The organism is Streptomyces lancefieldiae (assembly GCF_031845825.1).
GTDB classification, from domain to species: Bacteria; Actinomycetota; Actinomycetes; order Streptomycetales; family Streptomycetaceae; genus Streptomyces; species Streptomyces lancefieldiae.
Map to the genome: position 1 here is coordinate 24073 of NZ_JAVRFH010000059.1, position 21288 is coordinate 45360.

A 21288-nucleotide genomic window follows, 5' to 3' on the forward strand; every position below is an offset into this window, starting at 1 on the left:
TCAGGTCCCTCCGCCTCGGTGATGTGGGCCACATGTCTCGAACTGGTCGAGTGCCGACTTGAAGTCGTCCACGGCCTTGCCCCAGGGGACCGGCCGAGCGACCACGGCCCGCAACGCGCGTACGGTGCGCGGCGGCAGGTTCGCCGCGACGACCCCGGTGGCCAGGCCGTCCGCGCCGTGGAGCGTCGCGGCGCCGAGCCGGTCGCCGCGGAAGACCTCGGTGTGGAGGTGCCCGGCGGGGGAGAGCAGCCCGTACGCCTGGACCCTGACGTCGTACTGGTCCGTCCAGAAGTACGGGACCGGTGCGAACTCGGCAGCGGTCGGCCCCGGTCGGGGAAGCAGGGTGGCCAGAAGGTTGCGGGCGGCGGCGATGCCCTGCTCGGTGGCGTTCATCCGGTGCTCGACCCGCAGGTCACGGCCGTAGACGGGGTGATGCCAGCGGGCGACGTCGCCGGCCGCGTACAGATTCGGCGCGGCTGCGCAGTACGCGTCGCAGCCCAGGCCGTCCGTGAGGTCGATGCCGTCGGTGCCGGCGAGCCAGTCCGTCGCGGGAGTCGAGCCGGTGGCGGTCAGGACGAGGTCGGCCGGCAGCTCCGTACCGTCGTCGAGGTGCACCGAGCGCACGACGTCGGCCGCCGTGCCCAGATGTTCGACCCGGCGTCCGCCGTACAGGACCACGCCCTTGGCGGTGTGCACTTGGGCGAGCAGCGCGCCGACGCACGGCCCGAGCGAATGCTCCATCGGCGTGCGTGCGGGCCCGACCAGTGCCACCTCATGCCCCAGCTCCCTGATGACCGCGGCGATCTCACTTCCGAGGACGCCGTTCCCGATGACGACCACACGCCGTCGCGGGGTGCGGAGCTCCTCCCTCAGGGTCAGTGCGTCATCCAGACCGCGCAGGCTCCGCACCCCGGTCACCCCGGCGCTGCCGGGGAGGACACGGGCGACCAGACCGGTCGCGGCGATCACCCCGGAGCACTCCAGTTCCGTGCCGTCGGACAGCGTCAGGCGTCCCGCCCGTGCGTCCAGGGAGACCGCCGTCGTACCCAGGCGTAGGTCCAGGCCGAGCTCCGCCAGCTGCTCGGGACCGCGCAGCCGGGTGCGCTCGGGACCCCATGCTCCGGAGAGGAGCTGCTTCGACAGGGGCGGCCGGTCGTACGGCAGATGCGGCTCGGCCCCGATCAGGCTCACCTCGCCCCGCCAGCCGTGCCGGCGCAGCGCCTCGGCCGCCGCGAGTCCCGCGGCACAGGCGCCGACGACGGCGACGCGGTCGCCCGTCACTCCTCGACCAGGATGGCCGTGGTCGGGCAGTAGGCCGCGGCTTCCCGCGCCGCGTCGTGCAGGCCTGGGTCCGGCTCGGCGAGGAGCACCACGGCCAGGCCGTCCTCCTCGCGCTGCTCGAACACATCGGGAGCCAGCATCGCGCACTGGCCCGAGGCACAGCACTTCTCGTGATCCACGGTGATCTTCATGGGAACTCCTGCGTGGAGGGGGGCCGTGTCAGCCGAAGCGGAGCGGCAGCTCGTTGGGACCGGTGATGCCCACCGCGGGCCTCCAGGTGACCTCGCCCGCGTAGGAGGGCGGGGGGAGCTTGGTGGCCAGGGCGGGCAGTGCCTCCGCCAGCTCCATCCGGGCCAGTGGAGCGCCCAGGCAGTAGTGCGGCCCACCGCCGAACTGCAGCACTCCGGCCTGGCGGGGAAACGTGATGTCGAAGGTGTCGCCACCCGGGTAGGCCCGAGGATCACGCTGCGCGGCCTGCACACCGACGAGGAACATGGTGCCCGCGGGGAAGGTCTCGCCCCGGAACTCGAAGTCGTCGACGGCGTTGCGGAAGACGGCGTTGGAGGACGGACGCCAGCGCATGACCTCTTCGACCGCCTGTACGGCGAGATCGGGGCGCTCGCCGAGCGTCCGCCACTGGTCCGGGTGCTCCACGAACGTGGCCATGGCGTTGGCGAGCTGGAGCCGGGTCGTGTCGTGGGCGGCGAACACCATGGTGACCACGAGGTTGCGCAGCTCGTCCTCGGTGACGTCGCCCTCGGTGTTGCGCGCCGCGACCAGTGCCGAGACGAGGTCGTCGCCCGGGTGCGCCGCCTTGTCGGCCATGAGCTGGTCGACGTAGCCGTAGAGCCCGGTCACGGCCGCCTCGACTCGGGCCGGAATGTCACCCCCGGCGGCCAGGCTGAACACCAGGCCGATGTCGGAGCTCCAGGTGCCGAAGGTGGGAAAGTCCTTGGCCGGCACGCCGAGCAGTTCCGTCATCACCGTCAGCGGCAGCCGGTCGGCGAAGTCCGCGTAGAAGTCGCACGTGCCGGTGGCGGCGAGGTGGCCGGCGAGGCGGTCGGCGGTCTCGCGGATGACCGGACGCAGATTGTTCACCATGCGCGGGGTGAAGGCCTTGTTCACCAGCGACTTCAACCGGCGGTGGTGGGATCCGTCCTGGTTGACGAGAGCGCCCACGAACCAGTCGTAGACCGGACCCCCGGTGACGCCGTTCTGCTTCATGAAGCCCGGGCCGTCGTGGGTGAGGCGGTTGTCCCGCACGATGTCGTTGGCCTCCGCGTGGCGCAGCACGAGCTGCCCGAGAGGGGTGTTCGCGTACCAGTGCCGCTCCTGGGCCTCGGCCACTTCCGGGTTCTCGAAGCGGAACGCGGGATCGAGGACGTCCAGGTACGGGACGTCGGTGGTGACGGGACCGGGTGCGTGGGCCGCTGACATCTTCGACCTTCCTTAGGGAGTGCGGGCGGGCGCGGGCGACGCGCCGGCGTGGGGAACACGGGAACTGGCGGGCGGGCCGGAGGGGGGCCCGGCCTGGGGAGACGGGGTCACGCGGAGCGGGCGCGGCGGTCGGTCTTCCGGGATTTCGACCAGCGTCGGGTCAGCGGCCGCTCCACCCGGGCATAGAGCGCCCAGGCGAGCAGCAGTGACACCGCGGCCTCCGCGATCAGCACCGCCACGCCCATGGGGGTGGAGAGCATCCGGTCGCCGAGCGACTCCCGGACGAAGGTCAGGACGGTGTAGTGCACCAGGTAGAAGGCGAAGGAGACCTCGCCCAGCCAGGTGGCCGCACGGTGGCTGAACAACGTCTTCCTTCCCTCCGTGTCCGCCAGGGCCCCGGCCGCGATGAGCAGTGCCGCGGGTACGACGCACATCACGCGGAGCCCGTAGAGGAGGGGAGTGAAGGAGGCGGCGACGTACGACGCGACGAGGAGGGCACTGGACCAGGCCATGCCGATGTCGCGCCAACGGCCCGCGAGGACGGCACGTGCCACGAGGATGCCGAGCACGAAGTCGAGCAGGCGTGCCGGCGGGAAGATGTAGGCGAACCAGAAGTAGTTGGCGGAGTCCGTGGGCTCGTTGGGAACGACCTCGGTGCCGACCGGTATCAGCGCGTACGTGATCAGCGGGGTGGCGGCGATGGCGGCGACGGTGCCGGCGATCCAGTACTTCAGGCGGTGCTCGGAGATGCGCTTGACCGCCGGGTAGAAGGCGGGGAAGCACAGGTAGAAGAAGGCTTCGGTGGACAGTGACCAGCCCGGGTTGTTCACCGCGAAGTTGGTGCTCAGGTCGGGGACCCACGACTGCACCATGAAGAGCGTGACCACCGCCTGCCACACCTCGGTCGCCGACAGGTCGACGAGCAGCAGGGCGAGGAACCACGAGACCAGGTAGACCGGCACGATCTTGGCGTAGCGGCGCCGCCAGAAGGCCCGCGCGGGATCGCCGTCGCGGGCCGACCAGGTCAGGATGAAACCGCTCAGTACGAAGAAGAAGGTGACGCCCAGGCCGCCCGACTGCGCGGCGAAGGCGTAGAACCAGTCCGCCGTACCGTCGTCGGCGAGGATCCGCATGTCCGAGAGCGGCAGTGCCGCGTGGAACAGGAACACCAGGAGGGCAGCGGGGAACCGCAGCCCGGTGAGGGTCGGGAGCCTGCCACCGCCCCGTGCCGTACCGGGCGGCCGGCCGGCCCCTCCGTGTGCCGTGGCACCGGCGCCGGCCGGCCCGGCCGTTGCTCTGTCGGACGGTCTGGTGAGGTCTTCGGTGCTCATGGAACGGCGACTCCTCGGGTCGGTGCACCCCGCCGGGGCGCCGTGAGTTACTCCGAGCCTGGCGTTCCACCGAAGCGGACGGGGTTCGACAGGGTGACGTCGTGGCTCTTCACGTCGATCGTGATCCGGTCGCCGTGGGCGATGCGGAAGCCGTCGTGGAAACTGGCCTCGTCGGCACCGAGCAGGATGTAGTTGACCAGCCCGGGCCGGCGCAGGGCCGGGTACTCGAAGAGGTTGTCCACCATGTCCTGGACCTTGAAGTAGAGGGCGTCGGCACCACAGTCGAAGGGCCCTTCCCAGGCGGTGACGCCGTCGCGTTCGATGACGGTCGTGCCGGTCACCGTCTGCGGCGGCTCGTCGAGGAAGAGCCAGGGCGCGATCGAGGTGTCGCACAACTTGCAGTACGGGTTCCAGCCCGGGTTCTGCCGGTGCAGGCCGATGTCGCACAGGTCGTTGCCGAAGGTGTAGCCCGCGTAGTGCGCGGTGCCCTCCTCGTCATTGACATAGACGAGCGCGACCTCGGGTTCCTCGATCAGGGCGACCGCCTTCGTCGGTACCGTCAGGGTCTCGCCCGGCATCCGCAGCCAGTCGCCGAAGCCCTTGAAGAACCAGTTGGGCGCCACGAACTCGGTCTCGTCGGTGGGTTCGTCCTCGTACTTGGACTTGTGCGTCCGCATGAAGCCGCTCACCAGGGCGTTCATGCTGCCGTCGGTGGGCAGCAGGGGCGGCAGCGGGCGCAGCCGCGCGCCGCCGTCGACGGTCACCGGAGTGATGTCCCGGGTGAGGGCCCGGGCGGCCGCCCGGGCGCTGCCCTCGGTGATGACGGCCGCCCGAACCTGGCCGTCGGAGACCGGGTAGAGGCTCATCTCCCGGCCCGGGACCGGACGCGTGAAGGCCACATGACGGGCGCCCTCGTACTCGCATTCGAAGAGAATCGACATGGTGAACGGCCCTCCAACGGCCGTGGGAGAAACAGGGCGGGTGACGGGGCAGGGGAACCGCATGCCGAGGCCGGGGGAGGTACCTCGGCATGCGGTGGTCGATGGCCGGTCAGGCGGCGGCCGGTCGGGCGGCCTCGAGGCCGGCCAGATCGGCGAGTACCTCCTCGACCCGGTCGAGCGAGGCACGTATCCACGGCAGCCCGGCGGGGTCGGGCGCCGCGAGTGCGAGGGTCCGCTCCTCGTCGGTGTCGCCGTACAGCCGGCTGGTGGCCGCCCGTACGCGCAGAGCCGCCACCGGCTCGCCGAAGGAACTCGCCGCGAGCACGCCGACGCCGTACCGCTCGACCAGCAACCGGGCCAGCTCGGGACCGGTGTGCACTCCGTGTGCCCTGGCCAGTCGGGTGCGCAGCGGGCCGAAGTCCGGGTACAGGTAGCAGGTCGCCCGCACCGGCGAGAGGATCGCTCCCGCCGCGGTGAACCGCTCGGCCATCGCCTGCGCCACCGCTGCGTGCAGCCGTCGGCCGGCGGCCACCCGCTCGACGATCTCCGGCGGTTCACCGAAGGCGTACGAGGCCGCCTCCTGCACCGGCGCCACGGCACTGGACCAGATCTGGCTGGCGATCCCCAGCAGACGGGTACGCAGTGCGTGCCCCGCCTCCCCCTCGGGAAGACGGGCGACACCCAGGCGCCACCCGCCGACGGCCAGGTTCTTCGTCAGGCCCGTGGTCACGACGGTGCGTTCGGGAGCGAAGCGGGCCGGGGAGACGGCCTCGACCGTCGGGTCGAAGACCAGGTCGCAGTAGATCTCGTCCGAGATGATGACGAGGTCGAGGTCCCGGGCCACCTCGCCGAGACGCCGCACCGTCTCGGGCGAGGCGACCGTGCCGGTCGGATTGTCCGGCAGGGTGACCACCACGGACCGCGGGTCGTGACCGGCGGACCGCGCGGCCGTGACCGCCTCGCGCAGCAGGTCGGGGTCGGGTACGCCTCCCTGGCCCGGCAGGATCGGCACCGAGAGGGGCCGGACCCCGGCGAGCCGGGCGTGTGCCGCGTAACTGACCCAGCTCGGCGCGGGGATGACCACGTCCCCGCCGACGGCGAGCACCAGTGCGAACAGCAACGGCTTGCTGCCCGGCCCGCACACGACACGCTCCGGGTCCGTGGGAAGGTCCCGTCGGGTCCAGTAGCCGGCGGCGGCCGTGCGCAGGGCGGTGCTTCCGGCCACGGGACCGTAGGAGGCCCGGTCCGCCGCTGCGGCGAGCCGCGCGCGCAGCTCGGGATGGACCGGCAGACCGATCTCGCCGCTCGTCATCGCGATCACCGGCCGACCGGACCGGCGAAGGTGTGCCATGGCCTCGTCGGCCGCGAGCGTCGCGGACATGGAAACCGGTGCGGGCACCGACCTCACCCCTCGCCGAACAGTTGTCGCAGGGTGGCCTTGCGGACCTTGCCCGTCAGGGTCTTGGGCAGCTCGTCCATCACCTCGAGGCGGTCGGGCAGGAACCGCTCGTCCGTGTCCGCCTCGCGCAGGTGCTCGCGGATCTCCTCCAGGGAGGGGTGCACGTCACCGCGGGGCACGACGACTGCGAGGATCGGGTCCTCGACCCGGCCCGAAGGGCCGACCAGGGTGGCCTCGGCGACCTTGTCGTGCCGGTTGATGACCGACTCGATCTCCGCCATGGGCACGACCATGCCGTCCCGCTTGATGGCGTCGCTGGCGCGGCACAGGATGCGGATACCACCGCGACCGTCGTCGCGGGCCACGTCACCGGTGTCGAACCACTGGTCGTCGAGCATCTTCTCCTGGTACTCGGCGTCGCGCTTGAAGTAGCCGAGTGCCTGCGAGGCGCCGCGCACCCGGAGCCGGCCGACGGGGGCCCGCTCCGTGGGATTGAGGCACTTGTCGATCCGGATCTCCATGGCGTCGATCGGGCGGCCGTTGCTGTGCGCGGCCCAGTCCTGGTTGTAGTCGAGCCTGGTGATGGTCACCGGGCCGTTCTCGGACATGCCCCACAGCGAGTACGTACGGGCCCCGAGGGTCTCCCGCAGGTCGTCCACCAGCGGCTGCAGCACCTGCGCCGAGCCGGTGACCACGTGGCGCAGGGTGGACACGTCGCGGGGCTCGGCCCGCTGGGACTGGGCGATGTCGGTGAGGGTCGGAGGGGGGCCGTACAGCAGCGTGGCACCGTACTTCTGCACCAGGTCGAGCAGGGCCTCGTTCTTCCTGTGGTCCTGGAAGGCGATGGTGCCGCCCAGCATGACACTGGCGAGGACACCCTGGGCGAAGCCCGAGTAGTGGACCAGCGGGGTGGTCACCGCGGCGACCAGGTGCTCGTCGAGCAGGAAGGTGTCGACGTATCCGCGGATGGCCGAGTGGATCGTGTTCTGGCTGTGCAGCACCCCCTTCGACTCGCCCGTGGTGCCCGAGGTGAACAGCACCACGAACGGGTCGTCGGGCTTCAGCTCCCGGCTGTCCAGCTCCTCGTTGTGCACGCCCTCCCACAGCCGGTCCACGAAGTGGTCGCGGAAGTCGATGGCGCCCTCCGGGGCACGGCCGTCGATGACCGCCACGTGATGGAGGGAGTCGAGCTCCTCGCGCAGCTTCACCGCGCTCTTGGCCAGCGGCGCCTCCTCCCACTCCGAGATGGTGATCAGCACCCGTGCCTCGGTGAGCGTGAGCCGGTGCCGCAGAGCGTCCTCGGGGGTGGTCGGGCCGATCGGGCAGATCACCGCACCGACGCGGATGCAGGCGTACAGCAGGGGCACCATTTCCCAGCGGTTGGGAAGCTGCACCGCGACGAAGTCGCCCGGCTGGACGCCCAGTTCCACCAGGCCGCCGGCGAACCGGTCGGTCAGCCGGTGCAGTTCGACGTAGTCGAGGGTGTCGGTGCGGGCCTCCCGCAGCCGCCGGGCCGCCACGGCCGGCTTGTGCGGGCGCATGCGGGACTGGCGTCGCAGGTCGTCGAGGAACGTCTCCTCACGCCACCAGCCGCGCTGGTAGTACAGGGCTTCCCGCGCCCTGCGGTCGTCGGGCAGAGGGTCGGTGATCGTGACGGTCGGCATGTTCTGCCGGATCATCGGCACCCCGTCGACCACGGGTGCGTCCTCGACCTGGAGTGTTCCGTTCACCACGGGTGACTTGGCGAAGTTCGTCGCCTCAACGGCGGACACTGTCATCGTCGGTCCTTCCTGCGGGCGGTGAGCAGGGTCGCGAGCGGGTCCTCGTTCGTGGCCGCGGCGATCTCGAGCAGATCCAGGGTGTTCTGGCGCACACGGGTGCCGACCCAGTCGAAGACCCAGTTCTTGCGCTGCTCGGAGGGGAGCTCGAAGGGCACGATGCGGGCCAGGGCCAGGCCTGCCGCGGCGGCTCCGCCGACGTTGGCGACCACATCGGGCACCAGGGTCGACCCGGAGACGGCCAGCTTCGTGCGCGCCTCGGGGCTGACGGTGATGTTGCCGCCCTCGACGACCAGGCCGGCCCGAAGACGGTGCACGTTGTCCGAATGGAGAGCGTTGTGGTTGGCGGCGAGCACCAGCACGTCGGCGTCGACGTCCAGCCAGGCGTCCGGTGCGTCGGAAACCTCCACATGGCCGGGCAGTCGCGTGCGGTCGATCCGTCCGAAGCCGTCGGTCAGCGCGAGCAGGTCGGCGACGGGCAGCCGCTCCGCGCTGATGGTGCCCTCGATGTCGGCGACCCCGACGATCGTGTGACCGCGGTCCTCGAGGAACCGCGCCACCGAGCGGCCCACGGTGCCGAAGCCCTGGACGACGACCCGGCGTGAGCCGCCCTGCCGGTGCAGTTGCTCCAGCGCGGTGACCGCGGCCACGCCCACGCCGTGGCCGGTGCAGTCCACCAGCGGCTCGTAGTAGGCGCGCCAGTCGTACGGCATGTCCACGGCGCGGTTCTTCCGCCGCGGGTCGTAGCCCGCCTCGCCGAAGAACACGGCCCGGTCGGCGGGGGTCACGCCGAGGTCGCAGCCCAGGTGCAGGCCACCGTGGAGCAGCGGGGCGACGGTCCGCCCGAAGGTGCGCAGGGTCTCCTCGCGGCGGGTGCCGTCGGAGACGATGCCGGCCTTGGCACCCCCGATGGGCAGGCCGACCAGAGTGAGCTTGTGGGTCATGCCGCGGGCCAGCCCGCGTACTTCTTCCTCGGTGACGTCCCCGGTCATCCGGGTGCCGCCCATGGCGAGCGAGTCGACGAGGGTGTCGACCACCACCCAGCCCTTGAGAGGTCCGCCGCTGCCGTTCAGCGACACCGTGAACGCCGGCTCTCGGCTCTCTTGGTCCGCCTCGGGACGGACAGTCCGCACCTCGGCAGGGTTTTCAGTCAGAACGCTCATTGCCAGGGGCCCTCTTGATCCATGTCGATACGGTGTTGATCCATGACGATGCGGCGGTGCGGTACGGCGGCTCGGGGGCAACCCCGGGGCGGTCCCGGAGCCCGCTCACCGGTAGAGGTCCGCGAAGCCACGGAGAATCTCCGCGCCGTCCTTGCGGAACTCCAGGTGGGCCTGCGCGCCGTAGATGCGGCCGTCGTCCGAGCGCAGGAACTCCACCGGCGCGAGCTCGGACCGCCCGATCGTGCGGAAGCCCTCGGGAGCCTCCCGCAGATAGAGGGTGTGCCGGTGGAAGACGGTCACGGTGGGTTTGACGTGGGAGAACAGCGGGTCGTCCGTGTCCACCTGCGCCTCGTGCCCACCGACCCGCTGCGGGCCCTCCTCCAGCCGGCCGCCGTGTGCGACGGCGATGATCTGCATGCCGCCGCAGATTCCGAGGACCGGCACGTCAGCCGTGGTGACCAGGTCGACGAGCGGCTTGTAGAAGTCGCTGTCGTACGCGCGCACCTTCGTGCCGCTCAGCACGATCGCCTGGTAGCGGGAGCCGGTGCTCGCGGGTACCGAGGCCGCGTCGACCGTGTCGGTCTCGGAACCCAGGTCCTCGAAGCGCGCGCGCAGCTGCTTCAGGGACAGCGTCCCGTTGTTGACCACCAGAACCCTGGACGTCGCCACGATTACTGCTCCTCTCGCTGGTCTCGGTTCACGTCCGGGCGGTGATGGTGTCGGCGGGCTCGCGGGTGATGACCGTGCCGGTGCGCGCGGCGAGCATCTGCGAGACGGGCGCGCTGCCGATGTGCACCCGCCGGACACCGCGGTCCAGTGCCTCGCCGGCGGCCCGCAGCTTCTTGCGCATGCCGCCGGTGGCGCCGCGGTCACGGAACTTCGCGGCCTCGGCGGCACAGATCTGACGCACGGGTGAGCCGTTGATCAGCAGGTGCGGTACGTCGGTGACGAGCGTCAGCGCGGGGGCCGCGGTGGCCGCGGCGACCGCGGCGGCGGCCCGGTCGGCGTCGGTGTTCACTTCCTGGCCCGCCGCGTTGCGGGCCAGCGGGGTGACGATGTAGCAGTGGCCGGGCCGCAGGTCCGCCAGCCGCTCCGGGTTCACGCCGGTGATGGGGCCGACCAGGTTGTCCAGCTCGACCAGTTCCTTGCCGCGCCACCACCAGCGCTCGCCCTCGCCCGCCTGCACCAGGCCGTCGCTGCCGAGCACGCGTTCGGCCGGCATGCCGCGGTCCCGCAGTCGGCGGACCACGTCCTCGCCGAGCTCGGCGCTCACCGTCTTGATGTCGGCGATCACCTCCGGCGTGGTCCAGCGGCTCTGGTTGCCGTAGCGGTCACGGAGGATCGCCGAGGGCTCGGTGTAGCGCGGGTTGAGCCGCTTGAGCGGCTTCGACCAGCCGTGGACCAGGACCAGGGCGTGCTCCTGGCCCTGGGCGACGAGGTCGTCCCACCAGGAGTCCGCCATGTCGTCCAGGCAGCTTCCGCCCAGCTTGACCACGATCGGGACGTGCGTCGTGATGTCCTTGGTGCCTTCGGTCCCGAGGGGCCTCTCGATGAGCGTGGTCATGCCGGCATCACCGGCTGCATGCCGAGACCGGTCTCCTCCGGCAGGCCGAAGCGCAGGTTGAGCGCCTGGACGGCCTGGCCTGCCGATCCCTTCACGAGGTTGTCGAGGGCGGCGAGCACGACGATGCGGTTCCCTTCGCTGTCCGGAAGTACTGTCACGTCGCAGAAGTTGGAGCCGAGCACCGCCTGCGGGTCGGGGACGGGGATCAGGGTCTCGTTGTGCCGCCGGACCCGGACGAACGGGTGCTTCTTGTAGAACCGCAGGTAAGCGCGCTGAAGGTCGCGGGGCTCCACGGAGTCGTCCGTGAAGACGTATGTGCTGGCAAGGAGCCCACGGACGTGTGAGACGCCGTACGCGGACATGGTGAGCGAGCCGATCCTCCCCGGCTTGGCCCGCTCCAGGAAGTCGGAGACCTCCGCGGCGTGCCGGTGCCCGGTGGGCGCGTACGGAGCGATCGCTCCGTTGCGCAGGGGGTGCAGGTCGGCGGTGCGGAGCTGCAGGCCGCCGCCGCTCGATCCGCTCTTGCCGTCCACGAGCACGGTCTTCAGGTCGAGGCCGAGCGAGAGCACCAGCGGGGCGAGGCCCAGGGTGATGGCCGTCGCGTAGCAGCCGGGCAGCGAGATCAGCGCGGCGTCGGCCAGCTCGTCGCCGATCAGCTCCGGCACTCCGTACACGAAGCGGTCGGCCAGCTCGGTGGAGCGCGCCACCTGTGGGTACCAGCGGTCGTGCAGCTCGGGCGTGCGGATACGGAAGGCGCCGCTCAGGTCGATGACGCAGCCGGCCCGGTCGGCGAGCCGCGCGGCCAGCTCGGCGGAGACGGGGGCGGGGGTGGCGAGCAGCACCACGTCGCAGCGGTCCGCCACGTCCTCGGTGACGGCCTCCACGGTGAGTCCCAGGTCGAGGCGGAGGCCGGGGTGGAGTTCGGCCGGGCGGCGGCCGATGTTCGACGACCCGCCCAGGAAGGTCAGTTCGAGCTCGGGATGCTGGGTGACGAGCCTGATCAGTTCGCCGCCGGCCAGCCCGGAGGCGCCGACTATTCCCACACGGATCATGCGAGGGTCTCCTGCACGTAGCGGACTATGGCGGCCGGGATGTCCGCGCCGGTCGCCGAGGCGATCGTCCTGAACGCCGGCGCGTGATTGACCTCGTTGACGACGGGGCCGTCCGGCGTGCGGAACAGATCGATTCCGTAGATGCCTTCGCCGAGCCGGTCCACCACGCTGTCGACGACCTTCACCACCGCGGCGTCGTGGGTGAGGGCGCGGCTCTGGTTACCGAGCGCGGCGTTGCTGCGCCAGTCGCCACCGGCGCTCTCGAACTCCGCGGCGGCGACCAGCTCACGGCCGACGACGAAGCAGCGCACCGACGTGCCGCCGTCGAGGTACGGCTCCACCAGGCAGGCCTGTTCGAAGCCGTGCCCGAGGTCCTCGACGTAGTCGTACACGGAGTGGGCCACATCGGCCTCGCGGACCAGCGTCACTCGCTTCCCCATGCCGCCGAAGACGGGCTTGAGCACGACCGGTGCCGGCAGTTCGTCCAGGGCCTTCTCGAAGTCCCGGCGGGAGAGCACGAGGCGGAAGTCGGCCACCGGGACACCCGCGTCGCGCAGCACGGTGCGCAGCTGGAGCTTGTTCTCACAAGCGTGGATCGCGCTCGCCGAGTTCAGCGTGGGAATCCCCGCGGACTCGGCCAGGGTGGCGAGCAGTCCGCCGCGGGTGTAACTGCGGCTGCGTATCAGGACGGCGTCGTACGTGCTGAGCGAGGGAGCGCTCACGTGCCCGAGACACAGCGATTCGTCGTTGGCCCACTCGACCTGAAGGCCCAGTTCCGGCGCGGTCTTGATCAGCAGGCGCTCCTCCCAGCCGATCCGGTCCGCGACGATGGCAACTCTTCCGCCCATGGATGTGGTCCCCTCCTGCGCGTCCGTGCTCACTGGCCCCAGTCGCGCAGCTGTACCTCGACCATCTCCAGCGAGAGCGTGCCGTCGGTCACGCCCTCGACGCGAAGCGTGAGCATGCACTCCGGGCAGGACAGGGTTTCGCCGTCGACCATCGGAGGGGTGGTGAGATCGGTCTCGCACTCGGGGCAGATGCCGGTGAGGGTGGCAGCGGTGGTCATGGTCTCTCCGTGGATGTGGTTCGGACGTGGTGAGGCGGGCGAGCGGCTCGGCTCAGCGGGATGCGAACTCGACGGCGAGCTTGCGGATGGCGCTCCGGTCGAGCAGGGGCCGCCCGGCCTCTTCCTGCTGGGCACCGAGCCATGCGGTGAAGCCCTCGACGTCGATGTCCAGGCCCGGGTCGTCGGTGAGCGCCCACTCGACCAGCGCGGAGGTGATACGGGTGCGTACGCGCAGCTCGCGGGAGTTGCCGACGACCTCCGGCGGCAGCGTCTCGTAGGCCTCCGGGTTGCTGAGCTGACCCGGCAGCTCGTAGGCGAAGGCGTGCTCGGTGGTCGGTCCCGACTGGAAGGCCCTGCCGAGCCCCGACCCGGCGAGCGCGGCCCGCGACAGCTCGGTCAGGTGGGACAGGTCGAAGCGGTTGTCGCCGTGGATGACCCGCAGCGACGTGAGCAGCTCGGCCAGGGGAGCGTTGCCGCCGCGCTCACCGATGCCCGCCACGGTGCAGGAGATCCAGTCGGCGCCCGCCCGGTAGGCGGCCAGGGAGTTGGCCACCGCCATGCCCAGCATGTTGTGCGAGTGGATCTCGATCTCGGCGCCGTCGATCGCGGTCAGGTGCCCGATCTGCTCCTCCATCTGCCAGGGCGACAGGAAGGCGACCGTCTCCGCGAGCCGGAACCGGTCGGCGCCGGCTGCGAACCCGGCCTCCACGTACGGGACCAGGCGCTCCTTGGGCGTACGGGCCCCGTCCTCACCGCTGAACGTGACGTGCAGTCCACGCTCCTTGGCCAGTTCGATCGCGGCGCGCGCGACCACGGTCAGGTACCTGGCGCTCGGCGAGCCCAGCTTCAGCTCCGCGTGCGCCTGGGATGTGGGAATGGAGAACATCACAGACCTGACGCCCAGGCGGACGGCTTCGTCGAGGGCCCTCTCCACCTGTTGGCGGTTGCGCACCACGACCAGGCTCAGGCTGCGCTCGGGGCCCACCGTCTCGTGCACGGCCTCGATGAGCGCGGTGTCCTTGCCGGCCGGGCCGGAGATCATGCCCACCTCGACCAGCTCGACGCCGGACTTGACCAGGAGATCGGCGATCTTCGCGGCGTCCTTGGCTCCGAACTCGACTCCGGCCATGTGCGCGGAGTCCCGGAGGGTCGCGTCGGAGATATGGGGAAGGGGCCGTGCGGATCGGTCGTCTGCTTTCTCGGGCACCGCCATTACTTCGATCTCCTTCTGCCGGATCCGAATAGCCGGTGGATGGCGCGACGGGGTCACTGAATCGCTATCCAGAGTTGCCCGTTCACAAAGCCTGGTCAAGGCGCTGCTGTCTGCTTCGTGTCAAGTTTTGTGAAGTCGATGTGAAGTAGTAAAGCGTGAAGAGCGGCAGGTCAGGAAGGTGGGTATTCCAGTGAACAGCCTTCCGTGACCGGGGTGTCCTGCCCTAGGGTGGCGATCGATTTCTATATCTGATAGAACTCGGAATTAGGGGACGATGGCATGGATCTGGTCGAGGTGCCGAGGCTCGGAGTGATAGTTCCCCCGGAGAATCCCACTGCCGAGCCGGAGTTCCATCGGCTGGTCGGGTCCCGTATGAACGTCTATACGTCTCGCTTTCCCGGCGCACAGGGCAGGGGACTCAGAGAAACCCTGGAATCCTGGAACGACGCACTTCCCGACGCCCTGGGCGGGTTCTGCGGAATGCGTCTGGAGGCGGCCATCGTCGCCTGCAGCGCATCGCACTACCTCCTCGAGCCCGAGGGGGACCGCGCGTTCTGTGAGGAACTCAGCGCGAAGACGGGGTACCCGGTCATCTCCTCCACCCAGGCCATCCTCGCCGCCTGCGAGACCCTGGGCGTCGACCGGCTCACGCTCGTCTCCCCGTACGAGCCCTGGCTGACCGAGACCTCACGCGCCTTCTGGGAGGCTGCCGGGCTGCAGGTGGACGAGGTGGTGGTCGTCCCGGCCGGCGACGACCTCTTCGATCCGTACCGGGTCACGACCTCCGCCCTCCTCGACTCGCTGCGCGCACGCGACTTCCCCGAGGGAACCGCCCTGCTGTTCACAGGCACGGGTATGGCGACCCTGGAGGCCCTGGACGAGCTGGCTCGTGGCACCGACCGCGTGCTGCTCACGTCCAATCTGGCCGGTGCCTGGTGGGCGTTGCGCAGGGTCGGAGTGCGATGCGACGGCTTCGAGGCGCACCCGCTGCTGCGCCGACTGGAGCGCGCGGCCGCGGCGGCCCAGACGGAGACGCAGAGCTCGTCCGGGCACCGGCAGGTGCTCACGGAGAGCGCGGTGCGCCAGCTGGTGGAGTCCTGGTACGAATCCCTGGACCGGCACGAACCGGTGGAGGACCTCCAGTCCTTCCTGTGCTCCGACGGCCTGACGCTGCGCCAGTACGAGGGAGACTTCGCCGGACCGGACGGATTCCGCACCTGGTACGAACTGGTCACCCACCGCTTCTTCGACGAGCGCCGTGAACTGTCCGCCGTGGAGGTGCGACTGCGCGACGAATCCAGCGCGGAGGTCTCCGTGCGGCTCACCTGGCAGGCCACGGAGTGGAATCCCCCCGCCCCGGAAAGCCGGCGCCTCGGGTGTGACGTCGCCCAGTCCCTCGTGGTGGTACTGGAGGACGGGGTGCCACTGATCCGCACGCTCCGACTCGACTCACTCAGCCCGATGCCGGGCTCGGCATCCCTCTGAGCCGGACCCCAGGCCCCTAGGGCCTCGCATGGCCATGGCGCGGCGGGAGCGCCACGGCCATGCGTCTTCGCCGACGGCTCGCGGAGCCGATGCGCTCAGAGCAGTGCGTCGGGGTCGCGTGAGATCCCCGCCAGGACCAACTGCCATATGCGGCACAGCTGTTCCTGTGCGCTCTCCCGCTCTCCGGGCACGAGGGCGCATCTTCGGATGTGGCTCTCGGTGCCGGTGACGAGATGAGTGGTCAGGGTGAGGAGCGCCTCGGCGTCGGCGTGAGGCCGCAGTTCCTCCTTGGCCGCATGTTCGAGCAAGGTCTTGGCGGTGGGCAGCCACTCGTCCGTCCAGGGGGCGGCGGAGCGCGGACACTCGCGGGTCAGCCGGGCCGCCGCCCGCACCGCCACGTCCTCGTCGAGCAGCCGGGCCAGTTCCAGGGTCAGGTCGATCAAGGTGCGCAGTGGCCGTTCCGTCCTGTCGCGCAGGTGCTCGGTGGCGGCACGGGTGGTGGACGCGCCACGGACCTGAACAGCCGTCGCGAGTGTCTCCTTCGTGGGGAAGTGGAAGGTCAGCGCCCCCATGGAGATGCCGGCCGACTTGCTGACATGGGCGAGAGAGGCTGCCTCGTAGCCGACGAGGTCGAAGGCCGCGGCTGCCGCTTGAACCAGAGCTTCCCTAGTGCGGGCGGCTCGCTGCTGTTTCACCATGTGCTGTCTCCGGGGGATCCGACCGCCCTGCGGTGAGGCCGGTTCACCAAGGACGGGGCGGGGTTGCTGGGGGTGGCGCCGACGCGCGCCACGAGAGCGATGCACGGCCTCGCGTGCGCGGGCGCCGTGCCGACCGGAACCGATTGTTCCTCTAAGTCATTGTGCCGACCATTCATGTTGCTGAAGTGAATTCCCGCCAGGTTCTCCGAGGGGTCTGTGCGCATTCGGGCTGCGGTGGTCTGTCGCGGTCCGCCCCGTCCACCACGGTCGCCGCAGCGGCCGTCGCTGGGGCGGAGTCTGCGTGCGCCGCCCCCGAGTGTGCAACGCCGACTTGCGGAAGTGTGAGGCCGTTCGATGATCATGGCTGAAAACAGTCGAAAATTTGCCCTGCTTCGTTGTTCCTTGGCTGGTATCCAAGGGTGAAATCAAGACAAACGAGTGCCTCGGTCAAAAACATAGCGGACGTTCGTTATTATTTTTGGGGCTTGCTCAGCCGGAGACGGTGAGCCGTCACGACAAGGGGAGGGAGTGGAAGGCCGTGGCAGATCTCCACGAGTCCGCCGCGCTGGAGTCGGCTCTGGACGCGCCGATGTCGGCCTTCGCACAGGTGATCTTCGGCCATATGGCCAGGGCGGACCAGCGCCGATGGGCCGAGGTGTACCTGAGGGGGTTGCTCACCACGCGCGGCCGGAAGTCGGTGCGTCGGATCGCCGCGACGGTGTCCCGGTCGCCCACGGCCGCCATGTCCCTGCAGCAGTTCGTCAACGCGAGCCCGTGGGAGTGGGCGCCGACTCGACGCGAACTGACACGCTTGGCCGAAAGGGGCATGAATCCGCGAGCCTGGACGATCGGCAACGCCATTCTGCCCAAGCGGGGCGACTACTCCTGTGGGGTGCACCGGCGTTTCGTGCCGGCCATGGGGCGGAGCATCAACTGCCAGGTCGGCACGGGGATCTTCGTAGCGTCCGACGACATGGCGATTCCCGTGGACTGGCGGCTGCTGCTGCCCGAGGAGTGGACCGAAGACCCGGGGAAGCGGCTGCGTGCGCGCATACCCGAGGCCCTCGGGTGCCGCCCCATGTGGGCCCAGGTCCTCAACCTGGTGGACACCCTGGCGTCACGCACCACGAGGCCCCGTGTGCCCGTCGTCGCGGACATGAGCGAGTGCCCCGAGGCCGAGGCGTTCCTGCACGGTCTGAGCAGGCGAGGGCACCAGTTCGTCGTCGCGGTACGTCCTGCCCTCCAGGTGGTCGGGAGGGCGGCGGAGTCCCATCGCGTGGTGCGCGGTGCCTCCCTGGGTCGCGTGCAGCGCATGGCCACCGCCCGTGACGTCGTGCGCCGTCCCGGGGCGCGTCAGTGGCTCGCCGCCGGGGAAGGGCGGCATCCGCAGGTGCAGTTCCTGTCCCGGCCGGTGGGGCTGCCCGGAGTGGGGCACACCTACCGGATCTTCTCCGAGTGGTACTCCGAGGACGCTCCCTCGCCTCGGGTGTGGATCACCAACCTGGTCGACCACCACATCGACCACCTGATGGCCCTGACCCGCCTGCATGCGGGAACCCTGGCCGCACTCGTCTCCCTGGAACGGGATTTCGGGCTCGTCGACTTCGAGGGGCGTTCGTTTCCCGGCTGGCACCACCACATGACGTTGACCTCTGCCGCGTACGCGTACAGCAGGCTCAGCCGCAGCGCCGGTGCCGGCGGTGAATGGCTCGACCTGAGCACCTGCGTCAGCGTCTGAGCGAACCCTGGCCCTGCTCGGCAGCCTCCTTGCGGTGGCCGGGGGAAGAGCCCGCAAGGCGATTTCCGGTGCCGCAGACGACGGCACGGCGCGAGCGAGGGAAGCGATGTTGAAGATACTTGTGGTTGAGGCGTCCGTCACGCGGGCCGAGTCCACCGCGCGGGTCCTGCGACGGCAGGGGTACCAGGCGCGAAGCGTGGATTCGGGTGCGGAGGCGCTGCGCCTGCACAAGGACGCTGATCTGGTCCTGCTCGACCTGGACGTCCCCGACGTGGACGGACTGCAGATCTGTCAGGCGATCAGGGACGACAGTGGCACCCCCATCATCGCGTTCACCGAACGGGACACGGAGCTCGACCGGGTGCTGGCCCTGCAGGCCGGTGCCGACGACTGCGTGGTCAAGTCCTGCGGCTCGCGCGAGGTGCTGGCTCGTATAGAGGCTCTCGTCCGTCGTGTGTATCCCTGGCAGGAGGGGCCCTGCTCCATCTCGCTGCATCCGCTCCACATCGATGGCAGGTCCCGGGAGATACGCGTGGACGGACGTCTGGTGGACGTCACGGCCAAGGAGTTCGACCTGCTCTACGCCCTGGCCACCCACCCCGAGAAGGTCATTTCGCGCAAGGAGCTCATGGTGAAGATCTGGGAGCGTGATGCGGCGGAGTCGAGCCGCACCATCGACACCCATGTGAGCAGCCTGCGCGCCAAGCTCGGCGACAGCGAGTGGATCGTCACGGTGAGGGGTGTCGGCTACCGCATCGGCCGAGGACGTGATCACGCCCGCCCGACGGAGCACCGTCAGGCGCGCGAGGGCATCGTCCGGCCCGGTCGGCCGGAACGTCCTCAGCTGGGACTGACCGCGCGCGGTTCCTGAACTCCGGTCGTGTTCCCGGGACTTGCCATTGTCGTGTCAGAGATTCCACACGACCGTAGTAACCGAACAGTTGCTATGTAATGTCGATGGTGCGACGCAATCACGCGCTCGGCCGTAGTCACCTTTCCGCGGGGCCGGCAGCGAGGTCGCGAGGTGCGTTCTCCGCCTCCTTCTGCCGCAGTCGGCCTGACCACCGGAGTCGAACCTGATGACGGACACACCCCAAGCCCCTGCGAACGAGACGGACGAGCAGCGCTCAGCCCGCTTCGTGCGGGACGCTCTCGTCTTCCAGCCTCAACTCCACGCTCAGGCCATGAGACTGACCCGCCATCCTGCCGACGCGGAGGACCTCGTCCAGGAGGCCTACACCCGGGCCTTCCGGAGCTTCCACCAGTTCCGCCCCGGGACCAACCTCAAGGCCTGGCTCGCCAGGATCCTGCTGAACGTCTACCTGACGTCGTACCGCACGAAGCAGGTGGAACCACACTGTGCGCCGACCTCCGAGATCGCCGACTGGCAACTCGTGAGTGCCGCCTCCCACACGTCCGGTGGTCTGCCCTCGGCCGAGGCACAGGTCCTCAAGTGGATCCCCGACCCTGCCGTCTGTCAGGCGATGCGGTCGATTCCCGACGACTTCCGGACGGTGGTCTATCTCGCGGACGTCGAGGGCCTGCCGTACGAGGAGATCGCGCATCTCGTCGGCATCCCGCACGGGACGGTCAACTCCCGGTTGTACCGCGGCCGTCGGCGACTGCGTCGCCTCCTGCAAGGGCACCACGGGCGTCCCGGCACGGCCCACACACACGAAGGTTGAGTGAAACCCGGTCATGACCACCGACACCACCGTACGCACCGAACCCGGGGGTGGGACCAACTCCGGGCGGCTGCCCCTCTCGGCTCTGCTCGCCCTCGCCACGGCGGTATTCATCACCAGTCTCACCGAGACCCTGCCTGCCGGCGTGCTTCCCGCCATGAGCTCCGGCCTCGGCGTCAGCGAGTCGGCGGCCGGGCAGACGGTCACCATCTACGCTCTCGGCACCGCCCTCACGGCCATCCCGCTGACCGCGGCGACGGAGACGTGGCGACGTAAGAAGCTGCTGCTCACGGCCATGGCCGGGTTCGCCGTCGCCAATACCGTCACCGCGGTGTCCACCAGTTTCCCGTTGACCATGGTCGCGCGCTTCGTCGCCGGTGTCGCCGCCGGTGTCGCCTGGGCGTTGCTGGCCGGATACGCACGTCGCATGGCCCCCGCTCATCTGCAGGGCAAGGCCATCGCCATCGCCATGGCGGGTATTCCCGTCGCTCTCTCTCTCGGCGTGCCCGCGGGAAGCTTCATCGGCAAGGTGCTGAGCTGGCAGATCGCCTTCTGGACGATGACGGCGCTCACCGTGGTGCTCCTGGTCTGGATCGTGGCCGTCGTCCCCGACTATCCGGGACGACGCGCCGCGGCCGGGACGCGGATGACGGCCGCCCTGTCGGTCCCGGGCGTGCGGCCCGTCCTCGTGGTCACCTTCATCTACGTCCTTGCCCACACCATCCTCTACACCTACGTGGCGACCTTCCTCGAACACGTCGGCATGGGACGCTCCACGGACATCGTCCTCCTGGTCTTCGGCGGTGCCTCACTCGCCAGCATCTGGGCCGTCGGTGCCTTGATCAACCGTCGACTGCGTGCACTGACCGTGGTGAGCACCCTTCTCGTGGGTGTCGCCGGTGCGGTACTGGCAGTCTGGTCGGACAGTCCGCTGCTGGTGTACGCGGCTGTGGTCCTCTGGGGTCTCGGTTGGGGGGGAGTGCCGACCCTTCTCCAGACCGCTGCGGGTGACGCCGGCGGCGAGACCGCGGCCGATGCGGCCCAGGCCATGCTCGTCACCTTGTGGAATCTCGCCATGGCCGGGGGCGGTGTCGCCGGTGGCGTGCTCCTCGGAATCTTCGGCACCACCGCCTTCCCGTGGAGCGTGCTGCTCCTGATGGTTCCCGTGCTGCTCGTCGTGCTCGTTGCCCGTACCCACGGCTTCCCCACCGAGCGGTCGTCCTGACCGCGCGCAGACGATCGGAGAGCGATGTCCACCGCCCAACTCCCAGATGCTGATTCCGGTGCCCCGGTCTGCCGTCTGGATCGAGCAGTCATTCGTTTCGCGGGTGATTCGGGTGACGGTATGCAGCTCACCGGTGACCGTTTCACCTCGGAGACCGCGTCCTTCGGGAACGACCTGTCGACGCTGCCGAACTTCCCGGCCGAGATCCGGGCGCCCGCCGGGACGCTGCCGG

General features: G+C 69.9%; 20 protein-coding genes and 1 pseudogene. 6 read left to right on the top strand and 15 right to left on the bottom strand.

Annotated features, from left to right (window positions below; all coding sequences use genetic code 11):
* The 14 genes from RM812_RS35020 to RM812_RS35085 form a co-directional block, all read right to left on the bottom strand.
* Positions 1-1281, bottom strand: a complete 1281-nt coding sequence (locus RM812_RS35020; RefSeq protein ID WP_311582491.1) for an NAD(P)/FAD-dependent oxidoreductase — start codon at positions 1279-1281, stop codon at positions 1-3.
* Positions 1278-1472 carry a ferredoxin gene (locus RM812_RS35025; protein WP_311582494.1) on the bottom strand — a complete coding sequence of 65 codons (195 nt, stop codon included), beginning with the start codon at positions 1470-1472 and terminating at the stop codon, positions 1278-1280. The genes RM812_RS35020 and RM812_RS35025 overlap by 4 nt, the downstream gene beginning before the upstream one ends.
* A 28-nt stretch (positions 1473-1500) precedes the next feature.
* Entirely contained in the window at positions 1501-2718 is a 1218-nt protein-coding gene (locus RM812_RS35030; RefSeq protein ID WP_311582497.1) for a cytochrome P450, read from the bottom strand.
* Positions 2719-2825: 107 nt separating this feature from the next.
* Positions 2826-4049, bottom strand: coding sequence for an acyltransferase family protein (locus tag RM812_RS35035; RefSeq protein ID WP_311582500.1), 1224 nt, complete (start codon positions 4047-4049; stop codon positions 2826-2828).
* Between the two features lie 47 nt (positions 4050-4096).
* The gene (locus tag RM812_RS35040) at positions 4097-4990 is read right to left on the bottom strand and encodes a fumarylacetoacetate (FAA) hydrolase (RefSeq protein WP_311582503.1); all 894 of its coding nucleotides are present in this window, start codon (positions 4988-4990) and stop codon (positions 4097-4099) included.
* Between the two features lie 109 nt (positions 4991-5099).
* Entirely contained in the window at positions 5100-6371 is a 1272-nt protein-coding gene (locus tag RM812_RS35045) for a pyridoxal phosphate-dependent aminotransferase (RefSeq protein ID WP_311582547.1), read from the bottom strand.
* A 23-nt stretch (positions 6372-6394) separates the two neighbouring features.
* Entirely contained in the window at positions 6395-8167 is a 1773-nt protein-coding gene (locus RM812_RS35050) for an AMP-binding protein (RefSeq protein ID WP_311582505.1), read from the bottom strand.
* Positions 8164-9300 (bottom strand): Glu/Leu/Phe/Val dehydrogenase dimerization domain-containing protein, encoded by a 1137-nt coding sequence (locus tag RM812_RS35055; protein WP_311582507.1) that lies wholly within the window; start codon positions 9298-9300, stop codon positions 8164-8166. The genes RM812_RS35050 and RM812_RS35055 overlap by 4 nt, the downstream gene beginning before the upstream one ends.
* Positions 9301-9435: 135 nt before the next feature.
* The gene (locus RM812_RS35060; RefSeq protein ID WP_311582509.1) at positions 9436-9999 is read right to left on the bottom strand and encodes a type 1 glutamine amidotransferase; all 564 of its coding nucleotides are present in this window, start codon (positions 9997-9999) and stop codon (positions 9436-9438) included.
* Positions 10000-10027: 28 nt separating this feature from the next.
* Entirely contained in the window at positions 10028-10894 is an 867-nt protein-coding gene (locus RM812_RS35065; protein ID WP_311582512.1) for an amino acid kinase family protein, read from the bottom strand.
* Positions 10891-11946 carry an N-acetyl-gamma-glutamyl-phosphate reductase gene (gene argC / locus RM812_RS35070; RefSeq protein WP_311582515.1) on the bottom strand — a complete coding sequence of 352 codons (1056 nt, stop codon included), beginning with the start codon at positions 11944-11946 and terminating at the stop codon, positions 10891-10893. The genes RM812_RS35065 and argC overlap by 4 nt, the downstream gene beginning before the upstream one ends.
* Positions 11943-12794: an ATP-grasp domain-containing protein gene (locus RM812_RS35075; protein ID WP_311582518.1), complete on the bottom strand. Its 852-nt coding sequence runs from the start codon at positions 12792-12794 to the stop codon at positions 11943-11945. The genes argC and RM812_RS35075 overlap by 4 nt, the downstream gene beginning before the upstream one ends.
* A 29-nt stretch (positions 12795-12823) precedes the next feature.
* Entirely contained in the window at positions 12824-13012 is a 189-nt protein-coding gene (locus RM812_RS35080; protein WP_311582521.1) for a lysine biosynthesis protein LysW, read from the bottom strand.
* A 52-nt stretch (positions 13013-13064) separates the two neighbouring features.
* Positions 13065-14225: a LeuA family protein gene (locus RM812_RS35085; protein WP_311582524.1), complete on the bottom strand. Its 1161-nt coding sequence runs from the start codon at positions 14223-14225 to the stop codon at positions 13065-13067.
* Positions 14226-14504: 279 nt separating this feature from the next.
* Here RM812_RS35085 and RM812_RS35090 point away from each other — a divergent pair, with 279 nt between their 5' ends.
* A complete protein-coding gene (locus tag RM812_RS35090) occupies positions 14505-15710 on the top strand; it encodes a maleate cis-trans isomerase family protein (protein ID WP_311582527.1) in 1206 nt (401 codons plus the stop codon).
* Positions 15711-15805: 95 nt separating this feature from the next.
* Here the strand turns inward: RM812_RS35090 and RM812_RS35095 are convergent, their stop codons facing one another.
* A complete protein-coding gene (locus tag RM812_RS35095) occupies positions 15806-16408 on the bottom strand; it encodes a TetR/AcrR family transcriptional regulator (protein ID WP_311582530.1) in 603 nt (200 codons plus the stop codon).
* Between the two features lie 589 nt (positions 16409-16997).
* Here RM812_RS35095 and RM812_RS35100 point away from each other — a divergent pair.
* The 5 genes and pseudogenes from RM812_RS35100 to RM812_RS35120 form a co-directional block, all read left to right on the top strand.
* A complete protein-coding gene (locus RM812_RS35100) occupies positions 16998-18146 on the top strand; it encodes an IS701 family transposase (protein WP_449657855.1) in 1149 nt (382 codons plus the stop codon).
* Between the two features lie 106 nt (positions 18147-18252).
* A complete protein-coding gene (locus RM812_RS35105) occupies positions 18253-19017 on the top strand; it encodes a response regulator transcription factor (RefSeq protein WP_311582535.1) in 765 nt (254 codons plus the stop codon).
* A gap of 208 nt (positions 19018-19225) precedes the next feature.
* A complete protein-coding gene (locus RM812_RS35110) occupies positions 19226-19831 on the top strand; it encodes a sigma-70 family RNA polymerase sigma factor (protein WP_311582538.1) in 606 nt (201 codons plus the stop codon).
* A 13-nt stretch (positions 19832-19844) separates the two neighbouring features.
* Positions 19845-21056, top strand: a complete 1212-nt coding sequence (locus RM812_RS35115; protein WP_311582541.1) for an MFS transporter — start codon at positions 19845-19847, stop codon at positions 21054-21056.
* 24 nt (positions 21057-21080) lie between these two features.
* Positions 21081-21288: pseudogene (locus RM812_RS35120) on the top strand (2-oxoacid:acceptor oxidoreductase subunit alpha); the annotation flags it as partial.